Source organism: Parablautia sp. Marseille-Q6255 (assembly GCF_951230155.1).
GTDB lineage: Bacteria > Bacillota > Clostridia > Lachnospirales > Lachnospiraceae > Choladousia.
Genome location: NZ_CATNVD010000002.1, coordinates 162,535 through 186,882, shown reverse-complemented (window position 1 = coordinate 186,882; position 24,348 = coordinate 162,535). Strand labels below are relative to the sequence as shown.

The following is a 24,348-nucleotide window of genomic DNA, read 5'->3' as shown; positions in this document are numbered from 1 at the left end:
TGGCCGCTGTAACATTTCGCGGACATTTGGGTTTTACAATACCCTTATCAAATATGGAGGTGATACAACTATGACATGGCCTTTTGAGAATGATACAAGTGCCATTACAAAAAAGTTGGCAAAACGAAACTTAAAAGCAGATAAAAGTAGAAACATCCTCATTATCATTACGATTGCCTTAGCTACCTGCTTGATAATGACAACGACCTTGTATTTTTTTGCTTCGCAGCGAAAATCATTAAATGATGCGGCTGGGCGTTATCAAGCAATTATCAATGAAGTCGATAGTGATACCATTACGAAATTAGTAAATGACGATAGGGTTCAAGTGGGTGTAAGTCATTTATTGGGTTTAGTATCTTATGGGGACTACAAATTAACCGTTCGTTCAATGGATGAAACACTAATGAAATTAGCAAAATATCCTGATTTAGAGGGAGAATTGCCCAAATCTATAAATGAAATTGCTATCACAAAGGCGTTTCTTGATAGAGCTGGATTGTCTAAATCCATAGGCGATACTATATCGTTAAATCTGGGAGATGGAGAAAAAGATTATACCTTATGTGGTATTTTTCCTGTCGAAAATTCAAATTATTCCGTATTCGTGTCGCAGTCCTATATTGAAAACAAGATCAGCGAACCGGCATACTCCGCTTATATCCGTTTGAATGAATCTGATGGTTGGTCTAAGGCTGCTATACAAGCTGAATTATCAACATTGTGCAGAGAATTGGAAATACAGCCGGAGCAAATGCAGTTTTCAACATATTATTTTTCTCTCATTGAACAGAGAAGCAGTCAATATATCACTGTAATAGCATTTATCAGTCTTATTATCGCTTTGGCGTGTACCCTTGTTATTTACAGTCTGTTCTATGTGTCCATAGCCAGAAAAACAAAAGAATATGGAAAACTGCGGACAATAGGGGCAACTGGAAAACAGATGAAAAGAATCGTTTTTAGAGAGGGATTTCATCTTTCCAGAATTGGTATTCCGATTGGAATATTAGCCGGTGCAATAGCGGGATATGTCCTTGTCCCGCAAGGCTGGAACACTTTAATGGTATTTGTAATTGCCGCTGTCACAGCTCTGTTTGTGTATCTATGCGTTATGATTGCTGTAATTAAGCCAGCCAAAATTGCTGCTCATGTTACGCCTATTGAAGCAGTCCGTTATATGGCGGGCAATAATGATGTAATGTCCAACAGTACAAAAGTGTTACATCGTTCTCTATCCGCGAAAAATTTAGCTTTCCTTAATTTTGCAAGGAACAGAAAGAAAACCGCTTTAACGATCCTGTCGTTAGGGGTATGTGGAATTTTGCTGATGGCAAGCTCTGCATATTTTAATTCCATTGATCCTTTAGCGATGGCGCGTAGGAGTTTTCCTTACGGAGAAATTCGCCTTGAATTAGGCGATTACGGACCGCAGGCACATAACAGCGAACAATATTCAGAACTCCAAAAATCGAATCTGCTTACAGAAGATTTTAGAGAATCCATTTTGGACATAGATGGTGTGGAAGAAATAGAAGAATACCAAGGCACCGTTTTGAATGTTCGTATGCCAACGGGAGATATTGAACCGATTGTTTCAGACGCATATACGCCAAGCTCTCAAAAATTGCTTGAAGAATATCTGATTGATGGTACAGCAGATTTGCAGGAACTACTTAATAATAATGGCATTATTATTGAAAATGGCCCACAGTGGAAAGAAACTTTTGGGTGGGATGCAGCGATTGGGGACGAACTTCTGATTGAAGTTGACGGACAAACATTGGAAGTAAAAGTAATGGGAATTGTGGATGCGAATATCCCGTATGGCGGATATGATACGCTATTTATTCCTTTAGAAATGCTGTCAAAGATCGTTCCTATTGAAAACCTCAATTATCAATTTATTGTAGATACAGACGACAGTAAATGGACAGCCGCAAAAGATGAAATCCAAAAGATAATTCCACCGACTTCCAGCCTCTATGTTAGTACCTTGAATGATTGGGTAGAGGCATACAACGAAAAACTATTGAACTATCGTATGCCAGTCTACATTTTTGTTATGTTTATTGGGGTTTTTGGCATTATCAATCTGCTAAACACACTGATAACAAATATCTTGACCCGGAAGCGAGAACTGGGTGTTTTGCAAGCGGTTGGTTTGAGCAGTAAACAGCTTTCAAAAATGTTATTGATAGAGGGCTTGTTCTATACATTAGGGGTGCTGCTTCTTTCCATATCATGCGGAACTCTTATCGGGTATCTTCTCTGCACCGTCTTTAGTGCAATGAGTATTTTTGGAAAAGTAAGCTATCATTTTCCGACAGTTGAAATGTTCAGTTATTTTATACTGATGCTTGCCGTCCAAATGCTTTTCTCGTATTTGGCAATTCGGCAGATAAAAAAACAATCTCTGGTAGATCAAATACGGGAATTGTCATAATAATTTTTGAAATGTCCGAGCCTTGTAACATTTCACCCCGATTTTCAATGAATTTTTTTAGCCGCTGTAACATTTCGCGGACATTTGGGTTTTACAATGACCTTATCAGCAAAAGTGAGGAGGCGACGCAATGGAACTGACCCCGACCTTGATTTTGAATCTGGCGCTGCTGATCGTCCCGCCCGTTGCCCTTGTGCTGGTATTCCGGCAATGGCTGGCCCGGCACATCCGCTGGGTGGTTGCCTTGACTGCTCTCTGTGATGTTCTCCTGTTTTGGGATGAACTGTTCTACTATGAGAGCTTCGGCCTGTTCGCTGTGCTGATTCTGGTACAGTTGGCGGCCACCGGCGCAGCAGCGTTCCGCATTTACAACAAACAAAGAAAGGATTGAATTTTATGAGCATTTTACAGACTATCGACCTGAAAAAGTATTACGGCACAGAGCCGAATATCACCCGCGCCCTTGACGGCGTGAACTTCTCCGTAAATGACGGCGAGTTTGTGGCTGTTGTGGGAACCTCCGGCAGCGGCAAGTCCACCCTGCTTCACATGATGGGCGGGCTGGACACTCCCACCAGCGGAACCGTGATTGTCCGAGGCGAAGAACTGGCAAAGAAGAACGACGAGCAGCTTACCATCTTTCGCCGCCGCAACATCGGCTTTATCTTCCAGAACTATAACCTTGTTCCCATCTTGAATGTGTATGAGAACATCGTCCTGCCGGTGGAGCTGGACGGGGACACGGTGGATCAGAAGTTTTTGGACGAGATTGTTCACTTGCTGGGGCTGGAAGATAAACTGAAAAATATGCCGAACAATCTTTCCGGCGGACAGCAGCAGCGTGTGGCTATCGCCCGCGCCCTGATTACCAAACCGGCTATTGTGCTGGCCGACGAGCCGACCGGCAACCTTGACAGCAAGACCAGCGCCGAGGTGCTGGGGCTTATCAAGCGTACCAGCGCGGAGTTCCGGCAAACTGTCGTGATGATTACCCACAATGACGACATAGCCCGCCTTGCAGATCGGATTATCCGTATTGAGGACGGAAAAATTGTGGAATAAGGAGGTGGCAAGCTATGACATGGCCTTTTGAAAATGATACCAGTGCCATTACAAAGAAGCTGGCCTTAAAAAGTATTAAGGCTGATCGCCAGAAATTATTATATACTTCTTTAACAATAGCCATAGCGGTTACATTGATTATGACGCTCTCTATGACTTTATTGAGTATACAGAAAAAGATACAACTTCAAGCTGATTCTCTACCACAGGCAGTTATGTATCATGTTTTGCCAGATACCTATGAACAAATTCAAAATGATCCCGCTATTGAAAGTACGATTATTCAGTATAGCTTTCCCGAAATAGACTATAAAAACCGGATTTCAATTCATACAATATATTGTGATAATCCTGTCGTACTTTCTAATGCGTCTTTGCAGGGAGAATTACCACAGGAACTAGATGAAATTGCTCTTTCGTCTGAAAGCCTCTCCTATCTTCCAGAAGATACTGGCTTAGGAAGTGTTGTCCTTTTGGATTTAGGAAATGGGGAACAAGAATATAAGATTACTGGCATTATTACGCTGAATGCTGAATTTCCAAATGAAATATCGGTATATTGTTCTCAAAAGTATCTGTTTCAAGCTGTAAAGGAAAACTCTATTGAATATACACTTTTTTTATTTTTGAACCAAGCGAAAACAATAAGCCAGAATGATGCACAAACAATCGTAAATGCTCTGACAGAAAAATATAGTGTGGATCATAATGATGTCATTGTAAACTCTCGATATTTCACACTTTCAGAACGAAATATCACTATAAATGAGCTTTTAGACTACCTCCTTATTGCACTGGTTGTTTTAGTGGCTGCCGCCGTCGTTATATACAATATATTCCATATTTCTATCACACGAAAAATTCAAGAGTATGGACAATTACGAACCATCGGTATGACTTCAAAACAAATGAAACAGTTAATTATGCGAGAGGGTCGCAGAATTGCATTACCAAGCATTGTTGTAGGGATAATAGTAGGTGCAGTTTTGGGCTATATTATTCTGCCAGAGGGGTGGAATACTCTAAACTTTGTGGAAGCAGCTCTATTTTCCTTTGTATTTGGGATTTTGACTGTATCACTTAGCATACATTCACCTGCAAAAATGGCGAGTAAAACCTCGCCCATGGAGGCTTTGAGATTTTCAAGTTACTCAATAGACAAATCAAATAAAAGAAACCGTAGATACAGAATTACTCCTTTGAGATTAGCTATTTTGAATTTAGGCAGAAGTAAAAAGAGAAGTTTTTTGACGGTTTTATCGCTGGGCTTGTGCGGAGTAATGCTAATAGCCTGTGCAAGTGTTCAAAATTCACTTTCCGAAATCCACATGGCACGAGCAAATGAATTTCAGTATGGTGACTTTAAGTTGGAATTTGAAGGAAATGATTCCCTATTTGAACAAATGAGCAATGAAGCGCAAATGTATGGTAACGGAGCATTGCAGGCTCATAGTAATGTCTTTTCTTCTGAACTTGAACAAGAGATTTTGTCTATTGACGGGGTAAACGGTATAAAAAAATGGTATGCAACAACTGCCCTTTTTGAAGTAGATGGAAATGAAAACGGGCAAACAACCGTCTATGGGTATACAGCAGATGAACTAGAAAAAATGAATCGCACATTAGTTTCTGGCGTTACTGATCCGGCCATATTGGAGCAGGAAAACGGCATAGTCGTAAATGTTGCTGAAAATGTACCGCAAGAAGTATATGGATGGACACCAAAGTTAGGGGATCAAATCACTCTTTCGTTTTGGAGTAACCTGCACAAGAATCCAGTCCAAAAAACTTATACCATTATGGCTATCACGGACGGATTAGACGGGTATCAACAGATTTTCCGTTTGCCCTTAGCCGAAATACGAAGATTGACTGGATATGATATAACAAGCGATTGGGAAATCGTTATAGATGAAAAACAAACCGAAATGATTGAGGCACAGTTGGAAAATATTCTTGCTGAAACACCAGAACTATCTCTATCTACCTTACACGAATATGTGGATGCACTATCAGGACAATATAAAAGCGGTATATTTATGGTTTATATTCTTGTCTTGTTTCTTGCGTGTTTCGGTATTATAAATTTAGTCAATCTGACGGTAACAAATCAACTTATCCGCAGAAAAGAAAACGGTATTTTGCTGGCAGTTGGTCTTACCAGACGACAACTTTGTAAAACACGCATTTTTGAGGGTGAAGCATTGGTTATTGGCTCTATCTTAATTGCCTCTCTAATTGGTATCCCTGTCGGTTATCTTGCAGCGAACACTTTTAGAATAACAGGTGCGGTTGAACAATACATTTTCCCGTTCAAAGAATATAGTATATTCTTAGTCGTACTGATTGTAATAGATATACTGTTAGAATTTATCTTGAATCGTTCCATGAAAAAACAATCCCTGATTGAACAAATGCGGACGATGGAATAACCGTATGGGATTGGCGGGGCGGCGTGTGCTGCCCCGCTTTTTTCGCCATTTCTCAAAAAAATTTTTGAAATGTCCGAGCGTTGTAACAATTCAGCCTGTTTTTCTGTCGAAATCAAAGGCACCTCGGACATTTGTGTAACATTTGTAGTTTATGCTTGTGGTAAATCAATATTGGGGGTGAGGACACATGAAAAAGATACTGCTGATCGACGACAGCGACACCTATACATGGTGTCTGCAAAAATACTTACAGCACCGGGGCTACCCGGTAAAAACGGCTTGTACGCTGAAAGAAGCGCGGGCCGCCATCCAAGAGGAAATGCCGCTGGTGGTCTGCTGTGATCTCGACCTGCCGGATGGTTCCGGCATGGACTTTCTGGACGAGGTGCGGGCCGCAGACAAGGAGCTGCCTTTTATTCTGGCGTCCTGCCATGACAAGGACGACTACGAACAGGAGGCTATGCGCCGGGGCGCGACGCTGTGCATGGACAAAATGAAAGGGCTGCTGCTGCAAGATAAGCTGGTGGAATACGCTTACCGGCAGTTATCCGGCGAAAAGGCCCCGACTTTTCACAAACTGCTCTTTGTCCATGCGGAAGATACCAGTGCCGAAGTGCTGCGGGCTGCTATGCTGCAAAAGGGCTTTGACCTGATTCTGGTTCCCTCGATTGGGGAGGCCAAGCGCCGGATTTTTGAGGATAGGGAAATAGACCTGATCTTGTGCGATCTGGAACTGCCGGACGGCACAGCAATGGAGATGTTTCATACGCTGCGGCGGGTGGCGGGGATGTTCCAAATGAAGAATCCCCCTGTCCGGCTTCTGCCGTTCTTTATCCTCACCGAGAACAACGACCTTGCCACGGAATATGAATACCGGCATGAGGGCGTGAACGACTATATCACCGCCCCGGTCAATATCCCGGAGCTGATCCGGCGGGTTCTGTTCTTTGTGGAGTAATTGAAAAATTTTACGGAGGTGATGATGTGATGGGACATTAGCTGTTTTTGATATAGAAGAATCCGGCAAACAGATTGGCGAAAAGTTATTTCTACTTCTTAACGAGGAACAAAAGAATGCTCTAATGCAATATATTTTGGAACAAGGAGTCTGTCATGGAACGGTATTCAATTCCTGTCACACTTCCTTTGCTGCAGAGAAAAATCCTCTTACAGAAATACAAGAAGGCGAGCTTTATCTATGCCTGGAACACCGCACTGTCAGGGTTCGTGAACGGATTATCAACCTGACAAGTAAGGAGTTTGATATACTGGCATTGCTCATTGCCAATCCTAAACGTGTTTTTACTTATGAACTGATTACCGATTTGGTTTGGAAAGAGGATTGTGATTTCTATTCGAGAAAAGCAATCCATAATCATATAAGTAAGCTGCGTAAGAAATTGCGCTTTGAACCGGATCTTCCAAACTATATTGAGAGTGTCGCCGGAATCGGCTATAAATTTGAACAACTATAATATGAGCCCACAAGGTGTCGGTTCCCCTTGTGGGCTTGCTTTTTGCAGCATATATTCTAAGGAGACAAGCAGAATATGTAGAAAATTGCGAATATAAAGAGTAAAAAGCGAATGTCTGCGGACTGATACAGGAAACATAACCGATATAATTTTCTCCCAAGGAGGTATCAAGCAGCCGATTCAGGTTCCTCCTTGATGGGAGGAAATGCCTATGCGTCTATGCAACACAGATTCGCAGATAAACTGCTTTACATTCAGTCACCTATACGTCGTAGTCCAGTTCGTATGGATTGCGGCGTTTTTGGTTTCGACAAAGTTTGAGCATTTTCGCTGTCAGCCTCCCGGAGAAATTTCATATTGCTGCTTTGGCGCGCCTGTTCTTTGTACGGGCGCGCTTTTTTGTACCCTTTTTTTAATCAGAAAGAGACTAAGACTCTATCGCTGCCGCAGCCCACCCTCTGATTTCGATTTTTGCCATCAACTCAAACATCGAAATTGGAGGAATTTACTATGAAAAAAATCAATCTTCGGGATTATTACCCGTATTATACACAAGACATGATCGTTGAGGTGCCGGATGAAGTTGCTTTGTTGCTTCGGGAATATATGTTGTTGGAAGAAGCCTATCGGATTCGTACATACCGCTATAAAGCATTTTACTCTCTGGATCGAGACGAAGGTATTGAGCGTGAGATATTGCAAAAGCCTCTTAACCCGGCAGAAATTTGGGAACAGCGTCAAATGACGGAGTTGATTTATAAAGGTCTTTCCAAACTTCCGGTAAAGCAGCGCCAACGGATCTATGCACACTTTTTTCTTGGCATGAGTAAAGCGGACATTGCAAGAGCTGAAGGAACAGATGCTTCTTCTGTTCGCAAGAGCATTAACCGTGGTTTGCACCAGTTAAAAAAATATTTTGAAAAAATTTAGCTTGCCCCGCCCTTTTTTGACTGAAAAATGTACTGAATAATAGAGGGACATATTCGGCGGGACAAGCCGGACGGGTGTGGTAAGGAAGCATATACGTCCTCCCACCCCAACTACAATATCAATTTGTCTGCCATGCCCCTTGCTTGTTCCTTGACAACCGAATATACGCTGTTACAGGTACTTCATTCTGTGTTCCGAGCGGCAGATGGGGCGGCGCGGTGACAGGCGGCCTAAGGAGGTGATGAATCCAGGCTGTCCGAGCGATAAACGCAACCTACGAAACCGGCTGTGGCAGGCCGGACGCGATAACGACGCAGATTATAATGGTACTTCTTCACAGCTTCCTAAAGACTTGGGGAGAGTTCCTGCGGCGTTTGCTTGCTCTGGCAAAGCGGCGGCGTATGTGGGACTATGATGCGGTGACGCTATCCGCAGCCTGTAACAGCCCCGTCCTTATAACAGAAGGACTTGCCGGGGTGCGTGGCAAATACGGCAGCAAAATCGAAATCAGATATAATGGGCCGGATTTATGTGTGTAATAACCATAGATCCGACCTATTCATGTGGTTTTGATAAATCCACATAGAAATTTGAACTATGGATAAATCGTAAATTTTTTTGATTAGCAGCAGACAAATGACTCATGACACGGTAGAATAATGATAGGAAGTCATATCCCGGTACATTGTCTTTGTCGGCTGCAGAAAGGAGGCAAAATGAGTCAGACAATGAACAGTGCACCTAAAAATGTTCCTGAACAACGAACTTACAAAGTAGAGGATATTGCCGTTATGTTAAACATTGGTCGTACATCTGCTTACAGTCTTGTAAAAGAGGGACATTTCAAAATTGTACGGGTTGGTAATGCCATACGAATTTCCAAAAAATCATTTGACGAATGGTTAGACGCACAGACGTTCTAACTTAGAAAGGAAGATCGAATATGGCATCTATTATCAAACGTAAAAAATCTTATTCCGTTGTTTATAACTATATTGATGAAAATGGAGAAACAAAACAGAAATGGGAAACCTGGCATACCCATAAAGAAGCGCTGAAACGGAAAGCAGAGGTTGAAAATCAACAGAACAACGGTACATTCCTCCCTCCGAATAATCAGAAAGTTTCAGATTTTCTGTACGATTTTGTTTCCACGTATGGGGAGAAAAAATGGGGTGTGTCTATGTATGACAGTCAAACAGCCCTGATTGCCAACTATATCAATCCGATTATCGGCGATATGGAGGTTCAGGCAATTACTCCCCGTGTGGTAGACAAATACATTCAGACTCTTCAAAAGACCCCTCCTGTTTGTAAGAGGAACCGAAAACCGAAAACAGAGTTTGTTTCCAATCAGAACATTGAGAAGATCATCAAACTTCTCCGGTGTGCTTTTAAGCAAGCTGTTCGTTGGGAATTGATTGGAAAAAATCCTTTCGACAATGTGGTCCTTCCAAAAACCGAATATAAAAAGCGCGACATTTGGGATGCTGAAACGATTCGTCTTGCTCTGGATCAGTGTACTGACAATAAACTGTATATTGCCATGAACCTTGCTTTTGCGTGTTCTTTGCGCATGGGAGAGATTCTTGGACTAACCTGGAAAAATGTTCATATTGAGGATGAAAATATAGCAACTGACAATGCTTACATCTACATAGAAGCAGAGCTGGCACGAGCGTCCAAACAGGCGATTGAGACATTAGGAGAAAAAGACATTTACCATATCTTTACTCCGTTAATGCCGAATACTAGCACTCGGATAATCCTGAAAAAACCAAAGACAGATTCCAGCATCCGTAAGGTCTGGCTGCCTAAGACAGTTGCCTATATTCTTCGAGAATGGAAAAAATCACAGGAAGAATTAAAAAGTTTTCTTGGTGATGAATATCAGGACTTCGATTTAGTGGTAGCATTGCCAAATGGCAGACCTTGTGAGAATCGAATTATTGAGAAAGAGTTTTCACTGTTGAAACAGAAAGCAGGGCTCCCAAACGTTGTATTTCACTCTTTGAGGCATTCAAGCACAACTTACAAGCTGAAACTCAACCACGGCGATTTGAAGGCCACACAGGGCGATACAGGACATGCGGAAATTGATATGATTACAAAGGTATATGCACATATCCTTGATGAAGATCGAAAGGTAAACGCTCAAAAATTCGAGAACGCCTTTTATGCGGTCAACAGAGATTTAAGAAATGTGCAACCTCCGCAGGAACAGCCTCAGGCAGCAACATTAGACCTGGCAGCCCTGATTGACCAGCTTCAAAAATCTCCTGAACTAGCACAAACTCTGGCGGCGCTGATTGCAGGACAAAAAGCGGTCTGAAATCTCAAATTAGCAAGGACGCTATTTTTATTAGCAAGGACATCGTTTCTGTTCGTTTCCAATTAGCAAAATATAAGTTCCAACTCATAAACATACATTAACCTCCAATAAAAGGAAGATGGTTTTGTCTAAAGAGTACAGCTAAACAAAAAAAGCTGTAAACCCTTGAAAACAAAGGGCACTGAAAAACTTCCATTTCTTCTTAAGTGGAAGTTTTTCTTTTCTATTATTTTCAAATCTTTACTTAGGAAAATCATAAAAAGCTATGGTTTACTCCATAGCCAGCTCTTCTAATCTTACTATTCGTTTTACATTTGCTGTAAATGCCGTAAAATACATTTGCAGATGCATAGCAAATAAACCTCTCGAATCTGCTTTACGCAAACCGTGAGCTTCCTTTAGTTCTCCATTCTTTTCTTCTATCCTGTGCCGAATCTTCATTCGCTCCTGAAAATATTCGCTTTCTTCAAATTTAAGCCTTTCAAGATTTTTCTCACTTGCTTGCGTGATACTGTAGCTTCTTGTTTTAGCGTTTGATCTTCCTACACGGCATTTTTCTCTTTGGGGGCATTTCCGACACGTTACTTTGCTAAATATATATCTTAAATAAGTATTCCCATTTTTTGCCGTTCTTTTTTCTACACGCGTGGAAAGCTCTCCGGCAGGACACTGCAGCATCCCAGCATCTTTATTAAAGCAGAAACCTTCCTCAAGGTTCCCGTTTGCTGCAGCAGCTACTGCTGTATTGGTCCTGGCAATCAATGTAATCTCTTTTCCGCAGACTTCCAGATTGTCATCACTGACATATGCCATATCGCCTATAACTTCTGTAACTTTTATTCCATTTTCCTTCGCGTTTTCTATCAGTTTTGGTAATTCCTGCCCATCTGGTGCTCCTCCATCTGTTACAGTGATCCCCGCAATGAGACGTTCTTCAGTCATCGCAAGATGATTCTTATATCCATAGAACGTACTGGTTGCCGTTTTATGTCCAAACCGTGCATCTTTATCATCTTTGGATCGGATCTCTTTGAGCCGCTCATCTTCTAGTAGTTCTTTCATTTCATGAGAAAGTTTCTGTATCTTTTTATTTCCACAGGATTTTATTCCTTCCTCCAGAACCTGGAGTAGTTCCTTAGTATAGGCAATTTCTTCATCCAGCCCTGCTTCCAAAGAGGGTTTTTCAGGAAATCGCTCTGATAATTCAAAAGCTGTTTTATAAACCTCTTTCCGAAGTTGTTTGCTCATATCCCGCAGAATCTGCGTTGGAGATTTTGCCCGGACAGAAGCAATTGTATGGGTGGAATCAACGATAATGGTTCCCGATTTGATCAGGTTTTTATCCAAAGCCTGTTGAATGGTTTCTTTTAACATTTCTTCCAGAATATCTTCTGTAATACGAGTTTTTCTGAATTTTGTGAGAAGACTGGGATCTATCATTTTTGCTTCTGGTTCCAGATCAAGGAAAAATTTATATGCCATGTCCGTCTGGGCGCTGCTAATCAGGGCTTCGTCAGAAAGATCGTACAGCTTTTTCAGGAAAAGTAGTTTAAACATCATTTCTGGTTCCTTTGCTGGGCGACCGAAATTTTCACAATATTGCTTACGAAGCATTGGATTTACAAAGCTGAAGTCTATATTTTCTTTAATTCTACGCAAAAGATGATCTGCGGGAATGATCGCATCATAAAGCCCCTGATAAGGTGACAATGATAATTGTAACTGCGAATGATCTTTTAACATGATAGGTCCTCCTTCCTTATATTTCTATTATAATGGAAATAATAAAAAAGCCCAATTCTTTTTTAGAATCAGACTTTTTCAGTGCCCTTGAAAACAAAGGCTTACAGCGTTATTTCTGGCGTCCCAGAGAGGATTTGAACCTCCGACCCCACGCTTAGGAGGCGTGTGCTCTATCCAACTGAGCTACTGAGACATCTATCAAAAATATTAAGTTGTATGCAAAATTTAGACTCGAACCATCTACCGCTTAGGAGGCGAACCCTCTATCCTGCTGAGGTACATGGACGTATATAAAATTTTCAGTGTTGGGCGATTGTTCCAACAAGCCCTTAGGAGGCTATTGTTATATCCATTTAACTAAGGGAACAAAACTATTTATATGAGCTTCAGATGATATAAAAACATCTGAAAGCTCAATATGTGTAGTATACTATACTTGACTCAAAAATACAAGCAGACTTTATTCAAAATTTACTTTTCCCTGCAGCCATACGGTTCCCTTAAACCGTCTTCCCGCCTCAGGTTCTCCTGTCAGATCCGTTTCATTGATACACACATCAAAAATCATATCGTTACATTCAATCGTAAGCCGATAGATATTTTCTCCGGTAACAATATTCTGGACTTTTGTACAGGAATTGATATTTCCCATTACCTGATACTGATCACATTCAATTCCATATGGCATAAAAAAGGTATCAACTATTGTATAAATATCCTCCCGGCAGACTCTTCTGGAGATCATAGAGTAAAGATCCATATCTTCGATCGTAAGGCTTTCTATCGCCTCCTGATCTCCATCCTTCGCTGCATTCAGGAGCTGACTTCTTTTAGAAGCCTTACTTTTCTGCAGATCCAGCTGTTCTGTATTTTTTCTGACCGGAAGCAGGATCATTCCATTCGTGGAAAGACAGGAGAAGGTCGCTGTGAGCTTTCTGCCAAACATCTGGCTGACAAACTGTTCTCTCTGATACTGTGTGGGGTTTTGAAGGTAAAAGATCAGCGAGACGCCGACTCTTCCATCATCACAGACGCCAGAATAAGATTCTCCGTTTACACGCTTTTCAATGATCACATCCTCGGAGACAGTCCCTGTATTTCCCCTGAAATATGGGAAATAATACTTTTTGTGAAAACCTTTTTCATCAATATCTCCACACAGTATAATCCCCATATCAGGTGCAAATTCTTTTTCAAGCTCAATATGTGCATATTTTTCTGCTTTCGCTACGATCTTATGGTCATAATTCTTATAGACCTCATCAAGAAGCTTTTCTGCATCGTATTCTTTATTCAGTTTACTAAAACCAATTGCTCTCAGGTAAGAATGCATACTGTTCTCCAGACTTATTTCTTCACAGTCATCAGCTCCATACCGCCCATATACGGTCTGAGTGCTTCCGGAATGCGGACAGAACCATCTTCATTCAGATTATTCTCAAGGAATGCAATCAGCATTCTCGGCGGAGCTACTACTGTATTATTTAATGTGTGCGCCAGATATTTTCCATTTTTGCCGTTCACACGGATCTTGAGTCTTCTTGCCTGTGCGTCTCCAAGATTTGAGCAGCTTCCTACTTCAAAATACTTTTTCTGTCTTGGGGACCATGCTTCTACATCGACAGATTTCACCTTGAGATCAGCCAGATCTCCGGAACAGCATTCCAGCGTACGCACAGGGATATCAAGCGTGCGGAAGAAATCTACGGTATTCTGCCACAGCTTATCAAACCACATCTTGCTTTCTTCCGGCTTGCATACGACGATCATTTCCTGTTTTTCAAACTGATGAATGCGGTATACTCCTCTCTCTTCAATTCCATGCGCGCCTTTCTCCTTTCTGAAGCATGGAGAATAGCTTGTCAGGGTATACGGCAGTTCTTCCTCCGGCAGGATCTGATCAATAAATTTTCCGATCATGGAATGTTCACTTGTACCGATCAGATAAAGATCCTCTCCTTCAATCTTGTACATCATGGCATCCATTTCCGCGAAGCTCATAACGCCTGTCACTACATTGCTGCGGATCATATACGGAGGGATACAGTACGTAAAGCCACGTCCGATCATAAAATCTCTTGCATAGGAAAGAATTGCAGAATGCAGTCTTGCAATGTCGCCCATCAGATAATAAAATCCATTTCCTGCCACTCTTCCTGCTGCTTCCATATCAATTCCGCAAAATCTCTCCATGATTTCTGTGTGATACGGGATCTCAAAATCCGGTACTACCGGCTCTCCAAATTTTTCCACCTCTACGTTTTCACTGTCATCTTTACCGATCGGTACAGAAGGATCGATAATATTCGGAATCACCATCATGATCTTTGTCAGCTTTTCCTCTACTTCTTTTTCCTTCTTATCAAGCTCGGCAGTCCTCTGTGCATTCGCCGTTACCTGCTTTTTGATTTCTTCTGCCTCTTCCTTCCTGCCCTGGGCCATTAATGCGCCAATCTGCTTGGAAATCTTATTTCTGTTTGCACGCAGAGCTTCTACTTCTTTTTTTATGTCTCTGTTTTCCTGATCAAGAGCCAGAACCTCATCTACCAGCTCAAGTTTTTCGTCCTGAAATTTATTTCTGATATTCTGCTTTACAATTTCCGGGTTTTCTCTGACAAATTTTATATCTAACATATCTAGGCCTCCGTTTTTTCATTCTTATTTATCATATACTATTTCATTTATCAAGTAAAGGTATCATAGAGCCATATCATTAAAATAATTTACAGCCTGTCTGAGCGCTTCCTTTTCTTCCTGCCCAAGAGCGATATAGGATTCTCCTTTTACAATCTCCTTTACATATGTATAGCATCCTTCTCTTCCATGGATCGCATTTAAAACAAATCCAGAATCACTCTCATCCAGCATCGCGAGAGCAAAGCTCAGTCTTCCTCCCACATCAGGAAACGCATCATATTTTACTATTCCTATTTTATTTGCTGTTCTGCTCTGAATCTCCTTAATTCTGCGTATCTCATTTGCATGGACCTTGCTCATCTCGATCAGCTTATCTACCTCAAGAAATCGCTGTGCAAATGCTTTCTCCAGTGAAACAGCATCTTTTCCCCTCATAAATATTTTATACCGTTTCATAAATCTGGTCAGCTTCATAGAGACACGTACCATATAAAGCAGCACGAATATCATGATCCCCATCATCACGATCACTATGATCCCCGGATCAATACCCAGAGAATTTAAAATATTACTTTCCATTTACATTCCCCTTTTTATTATGTGATTTTATTTTATAATATGTAATATTACTGTATGACATTTTCAAATGTAGACGGAATAGACTTAAATAAGTACATCAGGCGCTCCAGTTCATCATTTGAATAGTAGTCAATCACAATCTTCCCCTGATTATTTGCTTTGTGACTTATAGAAACCTTGGTTCCAAGCAGAATCTTCATCTGTTCTTCCAGATTTTGATATATAAACTGATTTTCCGGCTCCTTTTTTGTCTTTTTTTCCTCATTAGAAAGCGATTTCATCAGTTTTTCTACTTCACGTACACTAAGCTTTTCATCAAAAACCTTTTGAGCCAGACGATATTGCAGCTCTTTATCTTCCACTGCAAGCAGAGCTCTTGCATGTCCAGTAGAAATCATATCATCAATGACCATATTCTGAACTCGCTTGTCCAGTTTTAACAGCCGCATAGAATTCGTGACAGCAGTTCTGCTCTTAGATACACGCTCTGCTATCTCATCCTGTTTCAGATGGAACTCCGTCAACAGACGTTTAAAAGCGATCGCTTCCTCGATCGGATTCAGATTTTCCCTCTGTATATTTTCTATCAGAGAAATTTCCACAATCTGCTGTTCTGAATAATCGCGGATAATTACAGGCACTTCCTTTATCCCGGCCAGTTTCGCCGCTCTCCACCGTCTCTCTCCTGCAATGATCTCATAATAACCATCCTTTTTCTGAACGATCAGCGGCTGAAGCACACCAAACTGCCGAATAGATTCTGAAAGCTCTAACAGCGCATCTTCATCAAACTTTTTCCGCGGCTGTTCTCTGTTTGGTTCAATCTCCGTTACTTTCAGTTTTATTTCTTCCTTTTTTACGACTGTCTGCACAACTGTCTTCTCTTCTTTTTTTTCTTCATTCTTTGCATTTTGTTTTGGTATTAAGGAGTCAAGTCCCTTACCTAAACCAGATTTCTTTACTGCCATTCTTCCTCTCCTCTATGTATGACTTCTTCTGCCAGCAAACGATACGCTTCAGCTCCAGCAGACTTCGTATCATATATTGTAATAGGAAGTCCGTGACTTGGCGCTTCTGCCAATCTGACATTTCTCGGTATAATACTTTTATATATTTTTTGATCCAAATTATTCTTTACATTTTCCACTACCTGAAGTGAAAGATTTGTTCTGGCATCATACATGGTAAATACCACGCCTTCCATCTCCAGGTCAGAATTCAATCTGTCTTTCACCAGATCGATCGTATGCATAAGCTGGCTAAGTCCTTCCAGTGCATAGTATTCGCACTGTATCGGTACTAAAACCGTGTCACCTGCACACATAGAATTAATTGTCAAAACATTTAGAGACGGCGGGCAATCAATTAGTATAAAGTCATACGCTTCCTTTATCTGATCCAGGGCATTTTTTAAAAGATTTTCTTTGTTTTCTACATTTACTAATTCTATCTCTGCACCTGCAAGATTAACATTTGATGGAATCAGCGACAAATTTGGAAAAACTTCTTTTTTTACACTTTCTTCAATCGTAGTTTCTCCCAGCAGCAATTCATATACTGTTTTATCATCTTCTTTATCTACTCCAAGTCCACTTGTCGTATTTCCCTGCGGGTCCATATCGACAACAAGAACCTTTTTTCCTGACTCAGCAAGGGAAGCAGATAAATTGATCGTAGTCGTAGTCTTTCCTACTCCGCCCTTCTGGTTTGCAATCACTATCGTTCTTCCCATATAATTATTTTCTCCCTTCAAAAATAATTTTCTACTTACAGTATAGCACCAATCATTTTAATATTCTACAGAAAATGTTTCACGTGAAACATTCCTCTCTTTTTCACAAAATTCTTTTACTTTTTTTAATCTTTTTCTATTCTGTACTCTCCGTCTGGCAAACAGACACCACATAGTACCGATTCACAAATTTCTTTCTGTCTCCACCTTTCATATTCCCCGCATCATTTCTGTCGAAAATGTTTTAATATCTTTTTGGATTTTGAGCATCTCACTTTTGCATTTATTTTTATCACTGTTTAAAAGTGCCAAACACACCTCATTCCGTTTATATACGCTGTGCAGCAAAGCTTCCACCTGGTTTACAAACAACCTTGCTTCGTCCACAGGTTCTTCATTGTTTCTGTCAGTTTCCAAATTCTTTTTTTCTTTTTGTACAGTACCTTCTGTATTCTTATCTGTACTTCCTGCTATATTATTACTGCCTTTTATCGAGGTGCTTTCACATTCTTCCACGTTGCTTTCTGGCGCTTCTGTCCTTTGAACAGACTGCATCTCTTTTTGTAAAAGCTCATACTCTGTTTTCTTTTCTATACATGACGCCAATTGCTTTTTTGCATTTTCAATGTTTTCCCTGATATCGGCAATTCTATTTCTCTTTTCCAATACTTTATCTTCTATGCTATCATCTATATTTCTTGGTGAAAAAATATTAATCTGTATACTTTTTTCTTTTTGCAGATTTTCTAACTCTTCCTCCTCTTTTTTCAGTTCCTCTGACAATTGATTCATCTGTTCTTCATACTTTTTCCGTTCTTCTTCATTTGCATCAAATATTTTTTCTATATATTCCTTTATCATCCTGCACTCCCCTGTTTTCTTTTCATTTTTACTGTATATAAAGGCGAACAGCCTGCAAGAAGACATGGAGATACTCGGGATCCTCCAACACATCTGTTTTTTGTCTGCTTACAAGTTCTTGCTTCTATTCATCTATACGAACCTTTTTTAGTATCTACAAATAACCTCTTTGCTTTACTTCTTCTATCAGCTTTGGCTGAATGAGCGGATAGGTCCAATTATCAACCAGATTCTCTACAAGGATTACTTTTTCTATTTCATTATTTAATTCACCAAAAGAAGTAATATCTGCTAAAAAAAGCATTCCAAAACTTTCATCCTCCATACTTTTATTCACCTTTGTCTTGCCCTTTACTGAATAGATGCAGATAGGCTTTATTTCAAAATCAATCGCTCCAGTTTCCTCTCTCAGCTCTCTCTTTGCAGTTTCTAAAATAGTTTCCTTTTCTTCTCTGTGTCCTCCCGGAATCTCATAAGTATCCCGTTCCCGATGTTTACAAAACACCCACTTTCCTTTTGATTTTGAAATAATGACTGCAAATCTTAATAACTCATCATCAACATTATCATAAAATTTCACTTCAACCATATATTCCTCACAAATACGACCATATGAGAACCAGTTGTATGGGTCAACATACCCTTTGTACACTGACTCCGTTTTTTTATTTAAATTATATCACCAAAAAAATGTCAAGTCATTCTTAATTTTATTATGTAATAATTTTTTATGTTTTCATTCAAAGAAAGAAATTTTTTGATTGTAACATTTAAAATATTCGTTTATACTTATGGTAGCAGCATTCTATCTTTGCAAACATTTTTATGTTTCACGTGAAACATTGTGTCCGTGTATAATAAAGAACATAGAACTTCCCACAAAGGTCATACTATAAGGAAAGCATGTTTTTCCTTCTGCACTGACGCTGACAATTATTTATTAGAAAGGACTGATATTATGAAAAAATCCAGATCATTGTTAAAAGTTTCTGTTGTATCTATTGCTGCCCTGCATGGAATCAATAAGGTTATCGACTCTTTATCAACGGCAGAAAATAACTCAAAATCGAATGGCAAATATTATCACTGGAAGCATGGTTCTATTTATTATAGATCTTTCGGGGAAGGATGTCCTCTTTTACTGATTCATGATCTGACTGTATTTTCTTCCAGTTATGAATGGTCTCAGGTAATTTCTTCTCTTGCAGAACATCACACGGTATACGTTCTTGATCTGGTTGGCTGCGGAAAGTCTGATAAGCCTGAAATCACTTATACAAACTATTTTTATGTGCAAATGCTCAATGATTTTATTGCAGATGTTATCAAGCAGCCGGTGAATATAGCTGCAACCGGGCTTTCATCCAGCTTTGTCCTTATGGCAAATGCTATAAATAAAAACTTGTTCCAAAAACTTATTCTTATCAACCCGAAAAGTACGTCTTATTTAAAACAGAATCCGGATAAGCGTTCAAAAATTTTGATTAAGCTTTTTAATCTTCCGGTAGTAGGAAAAACAGCTTATTATATCGCCACCAACAAAGAGAATACTGAATACTATTTAACAGAAACCTGTTTTTACAATCCGTTTCACGTGAAACCAGATATAACAAAAGCCTTCTACAATGCAGCTCATACCGCAAGTGGAAGTGGAAAAATGCTTCTGGCAAGCATTGATGGAAACTATTTAAATACTGATATTACAAACGCTTTAAAAAATTCTGATAATGAAATTACCATCGTGTCAGGAGAACATCAGGATCATAACGAAGACATGGTAATGTCCTACTCAAATATAAATCCTTCTGTTCATTCAGAAATAATTTCCGGAGCTAAACTGCTTCCGCAATTAGAAGCACCAGAAGAATTTTCCCGTTTGCTCCTTCAAATATTAAACTAATCTTACCTGCATTTATCTCTGTGCGCAACAAAAAAGTGCGGTTTATAATCTTACATGCTGATTATAAACCACACTTTTTTTGTTGATCGCATATGATTCTTATTTCAGAGGTTCCTTCGAAGGTAATCCTGCTTTTCTGGGATACTTTAGCGGTGTTGTTTTTACTTTTTCTATAATAATAAATGAGCGCCCTATATCGCTGGATGGAAGCACAAACTCTATTTTTTCTTTCATCTTTCCTCCCAATAAATAGAGTGCATGTTTTGCTTCTTTTACTTCCTCCTCAACATCCGATGCTTTATAAGAAACAAACAATCCTCCTTTCGCTACAAATGGAATACAATATTCAGAAAGAGAAGAAAGATTTGCTACCGCCCGCGATACACACAGGTCGAAGCTTTCCCTGTATGTCTCTTTTCTTGCTGCATCTTCTGCACGTGCATGCACTGCTGTTATACCAGTCAGCCCAAGTTTGTCTATCGTTTCCTTCAAAAACAAAACTCTTTTATTTAAAGAATCTAATAATACCAGCTCCAGCTCCGGAAACGCTATTTTAAGAGGAATACCCGGAAAACCTGCTCCGGTTCCTATATCTATAACTTTTTTGCATTTCTTCATATCTATGGCCTTTACAATCGAAAGACTGTCAATGAAATGTTTCAAAACTACTTCCTCGTATTCTGTAATCGCAGTCAGATTCATCACTTTATTTTTCTCGACCAGACATTCATAATAATCCAGAAATTGATGTATCTGTACTTCACTAAACGAGATCCCGATCTCCTGACCCGCTTTTTTTAATAAAGAAGATTTATCCATATTTTTCCTCACCAGTTTATTTTTCGTTCACATCTTAGATGTTCGCTTATATTCTCTTATTGTATTTATTTGTTGCATATGGTTTTAATTTTTATCATTTTTTATTTTTTCAAGATAAATCAGGAGCACTGATACATCCGCCGGAGATACGCCAGCCAGTCGCGATGCCTGACCGATGGAGGCCGGCTGGTACTGTTTTAGCTTCTGTCTTGCCTCAATCCGAAGGCTTGGCACACTATCATAGTCAAGGTCTTCTGGTATTTTTTTCTGTTCCAGTTTTTTAAACTGCTCCACCTGCTTCATCTGACGCTGCAGATATCCCTCATATTTAATATAAATATTTACCTGCTCACAAACGGAATCCGGCAACCTGGGGCGTTTTGGATCAAGCTCTTTTAAGGCCTCATAAGACAACTCCGGACGACGGATTAATTCTGCCAGGGTTGCAGAAGACTTTAATTCCGTACTTCCAAGCTTCTCCAGACATTTCTGAACGACTTCATTTGCCCCTATATGTGTCTCCTCCACTCTCTCTATTTCAGCTTTCACATCCTCCTTCTTTTTCAGCAGCTTTTTGTATCGATTTTCATCAATTATTCCTATTTTATATCCAATTTCCGTCAATCTCATATCTGCATTATCCTGACGGAGTAAAAGTCGGTATTCTGCTCTGGAGGTCATCATCCGATAAGGCTCATGATTCTCTTTTGTGACCAGATCATCGATCAGCACACCTATATACGCCTGGGAACGGTCAAGTACCAGAGGCTCTTTTCCCTGTATTTTTCTTGCCGCATTAATACCTGCGATCAGTCCCTGCGCTGCTGCTTCTTCATATCCTGAGCTTCCATTAAACTGTCCCGCACTGAATAATCCCGATATCTTTTTAAACTCGAGAGACAGCTTTAACTGCCTTGCATCAATACAGTCATATTCAATGGCATACGCGTTTCTCACGATCTGCGCATGTTCCAGTCCCGGGACGGAGTGGTACATAGCTATCTGTACATCCTCCGGAAGAGAGCTCGACATCCCTCCTATATACATTTCATCTGTATCCATTCCCTCCGGCTCGATAAATACCTGATGTCTGTTTTTATCTGCGAATTTTACCACCTTATCCTCTATTGACGGGCAGTATCTTGGTCCTGTTCCTTCGATCATTCCTGAATAAAGCGGAGATCTGTCCAGATTTTCCCGGATAATCGTATGTGTCTTTTCATTTGTATAGGTAAGCCAGCAGGATACCTGATCCTTTTGTATTGTTTCCGGATCGGTTGTAAATGAAAATGGTACGATCCTGTCATCTCCTTTTTGTTCCTCCATCTTTGAAAAATCAATGGATCTTCTGGATATCCGGGCCGGGGTTCCCGTTTTAAAACGGTACATCTCAACTCCGTTCTCTTTCAGAGAGTCAGTCAGATGGTTTGCTGCCTGCAGACCATTGGGTCCTGTACAGGAGCTCACATCGCCATAAATACATCTTGCCTTCAGATACGTACCTGTACACAGAATCGCAGCCTTACAGTGATATAACGCTCCAGAATACGTATATACGCCTTTTAGAACACCGTCTTCTATCAGCAGGCGTGTCACCTCCTGCTGTTTTATAAACAGATTTTCCGTATTCTCCAGGACTGTCCGCATACATCTTGAGTACGCTTCCTTATCCGCCTGTGCGCGCAGCGAATGGACCGCCGGACCTTTGGATTTATTGAGCATCTTGGACTGGATAAAGGTCTTATCAATATTCCTTCCCATCTCTCCGCCAAGCGCGTCTATTTCCCGTACCAGATGGCCTTTTGAGCTGCCGCCAATATTGGGATTACATGGCATTAACGCAATACTGTCCACACTGACAGTAAACATTATCGTCTTCATCCCCAGTCTCGCACATGCAAGGGCCGCCTCGCAGCCTGCATGGCCTGCTCCTATTACTACCACATCAACAAATTCTTCTACTCTGTTCATCTCTTATTTTCCCATACAAAATCTTCCGAAAATCTCATTTACAAGGTCTTCCCCTACTGCTTCTCCTGTAATCTCACCAAGAGCTCCATATGCGCTCATCAGATCAATAGAATAAAAATCCTCCGGCATACCGCTCTCAATACTTTCCTGTACCTTTTTCAGGCTATCCTGCGCATGGATCAAAGAAGCCTTTTGTCTTGCATTTGTAATATAAATCTCATCATTAAAGGAAATCTCTCCCTGATAAAACAGTTCCTTTATCTTCTGCTCTAAGAGCTCGATCCCTTCTCCGCTCCTGGCAGATACACGGATCACAGGATAATCCTTTCCTGTCATGCTTTGTATCGTACTTTCTGTGATACAGCTGTCAAGATCAGACTTATTCAGTAAGATGATGACCTTTTTATCCTCCAGTACACGGATGATCTCCTGATCATTTTCATCCGCCTGTACAGCAGAATCAACAACATAAATGATAAGATCTGCATTCTTTGCTTTTTCCTTCGCCTTTTCCACACCAATCTGCTCTACCAGATCATCGGATCTTCTGATACCTGCTGTGTCTGACAGATTCAGAGTAATCCCGTTTAATGTGATCGTCTCCTCCAAAACATCTCTTGTCGTTCCTGCTATCTCCGTAACGATCGCTGTATTTTCTCCTGTCAGCATATTTAAAAGCGAAGATTTACCGGCATTGGGCTTCCCCAGAATAACCGTATCTATCCCCTCTTTTATCAGCCTTCCATTATCAGCAGAGGCGATCAGTGCACTGACCTGCTTAAGAAGCTCCTGCACCTCCTGATACAGGCGGTCCGGATAGCCTTCCAGGCTGATATGCTCCGGATCGTCCAGGGCAGATTCTATAAATGCAATCTGGTATAAAATACGTTCTCTGAGTTCTTTTATCTTTTTCTGGACGTTCCCCTTTAGCTGACTGATCGAGCTTTTGAGCGCATATTCATTTTTTGACTGTATGACGTCGATCACAGCCTCCGCCTGTGACAGATCGATCCTTCCATTCAAAAAAGCGCGTTTTGTAAATTCTCCCGGCTGCGCAGGGCGGGCTCCATACTTCAGTACAGTGTCCAGCACACGCTTTACTGCATATACGCCTCCATGACAATTGATCTCAACCGTATCCTCCGCAGTAAAGCTGCGCGGCGCACGCATGACGGTCACAAGTACCTCGTCAATAACCTCTTCCCCGTCCCTGATAAATCCATAATGTACCGTATGCGAGGGCTGGTCCGACAATCTCTTCTTCTCCTGCTTTGAATGATAAATCCTGTCCGCTATCGCAACCGCGTCTTCCCCGCTGATACGTATAATGCCTATCCCTGAATTTCCGACTGCTGTAGAGACAGCTGCTATTGTATCATGTTCCATCTCATTTTCCTTCTCTGTATCTGTGAAAGCCTATCGCTCCTGC

General features: G+C 40.7%; 20 protein-coding genes, 1 tRNA gene and 1 pseudogene. 10 read left to right on the top strand and 12 right to left on the bottom strand.

Annotated features, from left to right (window positions below; genetic code table 11):
* Positions 1-70 precede the first annotated feature (70 nt).
* The 9 genes from QOX44_RS02975 (at position 71) to QOX44_RS02935 (ending at position 10,677) form a co-directional block, all read left to right on the top strand.
* Entirely contained in the window at positions 71-2,446 is a 2,376-nt protein-coding gene (locus QOX44_RS02975; RefSeq protein WP_283681193.1) for an ABC transporter permease, read from the top strand.
* A gap of 130 nt (positions 2,447-2,576) precedes the next feature.
* On the top strand, positions 2,577-2,837 hold the full coding sequence (locus QOX44_RS02970) for a hypothetical protein (RefSeq protein ID WP_005947326.1): 261 nt from the start codon (positions 2,577-2,579) through the stop codon (positions 2,835-2,837).
* 5 nt (positions 2,838-2,842) lie between these two features.
* Positions 2,843-3,508 carry an ABC transporter ATP-binding protein gene (locus QOX44_RS02965; protein ID WP_283681192.1) on the top strand — a complete coding sequence of 222 codons (666 nt, stop codon included), beginning with the start codon at positions 2,843-2,845 and terminating at the stop codon, positions 3,506-3,508.
* Positions 3,509-3,522: 14 nt separating this feature from the next.
* A complete protein-coding gene (locus tag QOX44_RS02960; protein ID WP_227755302.1) occupies positions 3,523-5,940 on the top strand; it encodes an ABC transporter permease in 2,418 nt (805 codons plus the stop codon).
* 187 nt (positions 5,941-6,127) lie between these two features.
* Positions 6,128-6,898 (top strand): response regulator, encoded by a 771-nt coding sequence (locus QOX44_RS02955; RefSeq protein ID WP_283681191.1) that lies wholly within the window; start codon positions 6,128-6,130, stop codon positions 6,896-6,898.
* 124 nt (positions 6,899-7,022) lie between these two features.
* A complete protein-coding gene (locus QOX44_RS02950; RefSeq protein ID WP_283681190.1) occupies positions 7,023-7,415 on the top strand; it encodes a winged helix-turn-helix domain-containing protein in 393 nt (130 codons plus the stop codon).
* A 510-nt stretch (positions 7,416-7,925) separates the two neighbouring features.
* Positions 7,926-8,345, top strand: a complete 420-nt coding sequence (locus QOX44_RS02945) for an RNA polymerase sigma factor (protein ID WP_117658903.1) — start codon at positions 7,926-7,928, stop codon at positions 8,343-8,345.
* Positions 8,346-9,061: 716 nt separating this feature from the next.
* On the top strand, positions 9,062-9,268 hold the full coding sequence (locus QOX44_RS02940; RefSeq protein WP_283681188.1) for a helix-turn-helix domain-containing protein: 207 nt from the start codon (positions 9,062-9,064) through the stop codon (positions 9,266-9,268).
* A gap of 20 nt (positions 9,269-9,288) precedes the next feature.
* A complete protein-coding gene (locus QOX44_RS02935) occupies positions 9,289-10,677 on the top strand; it encodes a site-specific integrase (protein WP_283681187.1) in 1,389 nt (462 codons plus the stop codon).
* Positions 10,678-10,947: 270 nt separating this feature from the next.
* Here QOX44_RS02935 and QOX44_RS02930 read toward each other — a convergent pair whose 3' ends face one another.
* The 9 genes from QOX44_RS02930 to QOX44_RS02890 form a co-directional block, all read right to left on the bottom strand.
* Positions 10,948-12,420 carry an IS1182 family transposase gene (locus QOX44_RS02930; RefSeq protein WP_009263863.1) on the bottom strand — a complete coding sequence of 491 codons (1,473 nt, stop codon included), beginning with the start codon at positions 12,418-12,420 and terminating at the stop codon, positions 10,948-10,950.
* A gap of 116 nt (positions 12,421-12,536) precedes the next feature.
* Positions 12,537-12,613: transfer RNA gene (locus QOX44_RS02925), tRNA-Arg, on the bottom strand.
* A 267-nt stretch (positions 12,614-12,880) separates the two neighbouring features.
* Positions 12,881-13,753 carry a DUF3881 family protein gene (locus QOX44_RS02920; protein WP_283681185.1) on the bottom strand — a complete coding sequence of 291 codons (873 nt, stop codon included), beginning with the start codon at positions 13,751-13,753 and terminating at the stop codon, positions 12,881-12,883.
* A gap of 14 nt (positions 13,754-13,767) precedes the next feature.
* The gene (gene serS, locus QOX44_RS02915; RefSeq protein ID WP_283681184.1) at positions 13,768-15,054 is read right to left on the bottom strand and encodes a serine--tRNA ligase; all 1,287 of its coding nucleotides are present in this window, start codon (positions 15,052-15,054) and stop codon (positions 13,768-13,770) included.
* Positions 15,055-15,117: 63 nt separating this feature from the next.
* Positions 15,118-15,636 carry a DUF4446 family protein gene (locus tag QOX44_RS02910; RefSeq protein ID WP_283681183.1) on the bottom strand — a complete coding sequence of 173 codons (519 nt, stop codon included), beginning with the start codon at positions 15,634-15,636 and terminating at the stop codon, positions 15,118-15,120.
* Between the two features lie 47 nt (positions 15,637-15,683).
* Positions 15,684-16,604, bottom strand: coding sequence for a ParB/RepB/Spo0J family partition protein (locus tag QOX44_RS02905; protein ID WP_283681182.1), 921 nt, complete (start codon positions 16,602-16,604; stop codon positions 15,684-15,686).
* Positions 16,595-17,368: a ParA family protein gene (locus tag QOX44_RS02900; RefSeq protein WP_283681181.1), complete on the bottom strand. Its 774-nt coding sequence runs from the start codon at positions 17,366-17,368 to the stop codon at positions 16,595-16,597. The genes QOX44_RS02905 and QOX44_RS02900 overlap by 10 nt, the downstream gene beginning before the upstream one ends.
* 210 nt (positions 17,369-17,578) lie before the next feature.
* On the bottom strand, positions 17,579-18,229 hold the full coding sequence (locus QOX44_RS02895) for a hypothetical protein (protein WP_283681180.1): 651 nt from the start codon (positions 18,227-18,229) through the stop codon (positions 17,579-17,581).
* 154 nt (positions 18,230-18,383) lie between these two features.
* Complete coding sequence (locus QOX44_RS02890) at positions 18,384-18,818, bottom strand: NUDIX hydrolase (RefSeq protein ID WP_283681179.1); 435 nt, start codon at positions 18,816-18,818, stop codon at positions 18,384-18,386.
* Between the two features lie 369 nt (positions 18,819-19,187).
* On the opposite strand from QOX44_RS02890, the gene QOX44_RS02885 reads away from it, so the two are divergent.
* Positions 19,188-20,129, top strand: coding sequence for an alpha/beta fold hydrolase (locus QOX44_RS02885; protein ID WP_283681178.1), 942 nt, complete (start codon positions 19,188-19,190; stop codon positions 20,127-20,129).
* Between the two features lie 99 nt (positions 20,130-20,228).
* Here the strand turns inward: QOX44_RS02885 and rsmG are convergent, their stop codons facing one another.
* The 3 genes and pseudogenes from rsmG to mnmE all read right to left on the bottom strand — a co-directional run bounded on the left by rsmG (position 20,229) and on the right by mnmE (position 24,305).
* On the bottom strand, positions 20,229-20,948 hold the full coding sequence (gene rsmG, locus QOX44_RS02880; protein ID WP_283681177.1) for a 16S rRNA (guanine(527)-N(7))-methyltransferase RsmG: 720 nt from the start codon (positions 20,946-20,948) through the stop codon (positions 20,229-20,231).
* 84 nt (positions 20,949-21,032) lie between these two features.
* Positions 21,033-22,957 (bottom strand): annotated as a pseudogene (mnmG, locus tag QOX44_RS02875) (tRNA uridine-5-carboxymethylaminomethyl(34) synthesis enzyme MnmG).
* Entirely contained in the window at positions 22,923-24,305 is a 1,383-nt protein-coding gene (gene mnmE / locus QOX44_RS02870; protein ID WP_283681176.1) for a tRNA uridine-5-carboxymethylaminomethyl(34) synthesis GTPase MnmE, read from the bottom strand. The pseudogene mnmG and the gene mnmE overlap by 35 nt, the downstream one beginning before the upstream one ends.
* Positions 24,306-24,348 lie beyond the last annotated feature (43 nt).

Bases quoted from the DNA above. Each gene is read 5' to 3' on its own strand.
- QOX44_RS02975 (WP_283681193.1), top strand. From the start codon at position 71: ATGACATGGCCTTTTGAGAATGATACAAGTGCCATTACAAAAAAGTTG.
- QOX44_RS02970 (WP_005947326.1), top strand. From the start codon at position 2,577: ATGGAACTGACCCCGACCTTGATTTTGAATCTGGCGCTGCTGATCGTC.
- QOX44_RS02965 (WP_283681192.1), top strand. From the start codon at position 2,843: ATGAGCATTTTACAGACTATCGACCTGAAAAAGTATTACGGCACAGAG.
- QOX44_RS02960 (WP_227755302.1), top strand. From the start codon at position 3,523: ATGACATGGCCTTTTGAAAATGATACCAGTGCCATTACAAAGAAGCTG.
- QOX44_RS02955 (WP_283681191.1), top strand. From the start codon at position 6,128: ATGAAAAAGATACTGCTGATCGACGACAGCGACACCTATACATGGTGT.
- QOX44_RS02950 (WP_283681190.1), top strand. From the start codon at position 7,023: ATGCAATATATTTTGGAACAAGGAGTCTGTCATGGAACGGTATTCAAT.
- QOX44_RS02945 (WP_117658903.1), top strand. From the start codon at position 7,926: ATGAAAAAAATCAATCTTCGGGATTATTACCCGTATTATACACAAGAC.
- QOX44_RS02940 (WP_283681188.1), top strand. From the start codon at position 9,062: ATGAGTCAGACAATGAACAGTGCACCTAAAAATGTTCCTGAACAACGA.
- QOX44_RS02935 (WP_283681187.1), top strand. From the start codon at position 9,289: ATGGCATCTATTATCAAACGTAAAAAATCTTATTCCGTTGTTTATAAC.
- QOX44_RS02930 (WP_009263863.1), bottom strand. From the start codon at position 12,420: ATGTTAAAAGATCATTCGCAGTTACAATTATCATTGTCACCTTATCAG.
- QOX44_RS02920 (WP_283681185.1), bottom strand. From the start codon at position 13,753: ATGCATTCTTACCTGAGAGCAATTGGTTTTAGTAAACTGAATAAAGAA.
- serS (WP_283681184.1), bottom strand. From the start codon at position 15,054: ATGTTAGATATAAAATTTGTCAGAGAAAACCCGGAAATTGTAAAGCAG.
- QOX44_RS02910 (WP_283681183.1), bottom strand. From the start codon at position 15,636: ATGGAAAGTAATATTTTAAATTCTCTGGGTATTGATCCGGGGATCATA.
- QOX44_RS02905 (WP_283681182.1), bottom strand. From the start codon at position 16,604: ATGGCAGTAAAGAAATCTGGTTTAGGTAAGGGACTTGACTCCTTAATA.
- QOX44_RS02900 (WP_283681181.1), bottom strand. From the start codon at position 17,368: ATGGGAAGAACGATAGTGATTGCAAACCAGAAGGGCGGAGTAGGAAAG.
- QOX44_RS02895 (WP_283681180.1), bottom strand. From the start codon at position 18,229: ATGATAAAGGAATATATAGAAAAAATATTTGATGCAAATGAAGAAGAA.
- QOX44_RS02890 (WP_283681179.1), bottom strand. From the start codon at position 18,818: ATGGTTGAAGTGAAATTTTATGATAATGTTGATGATGAGTTATTAAGA.
- QOX44_RS02885 (WP_283681178.1), top strand. From the start codon at position 19,188: ATGAAAAAATCCAGATCATTGTTAAAAGTTTCTGTTGTATCTATTGCT.
- rsmG (WP_283681177.1), bottom strand. From the start codon at position 20,948: ATGGATAAATCTTCTTTATTAAAAAAAGCGGGTCAGGAGATCGGGATC.
- mnmE (WP_283681176.1), bottom strand. From the start codon at position 24,305: ATGGAACATGATACAATAGCAGCTGTCTCTACAGCAGTCGGAAATTCA.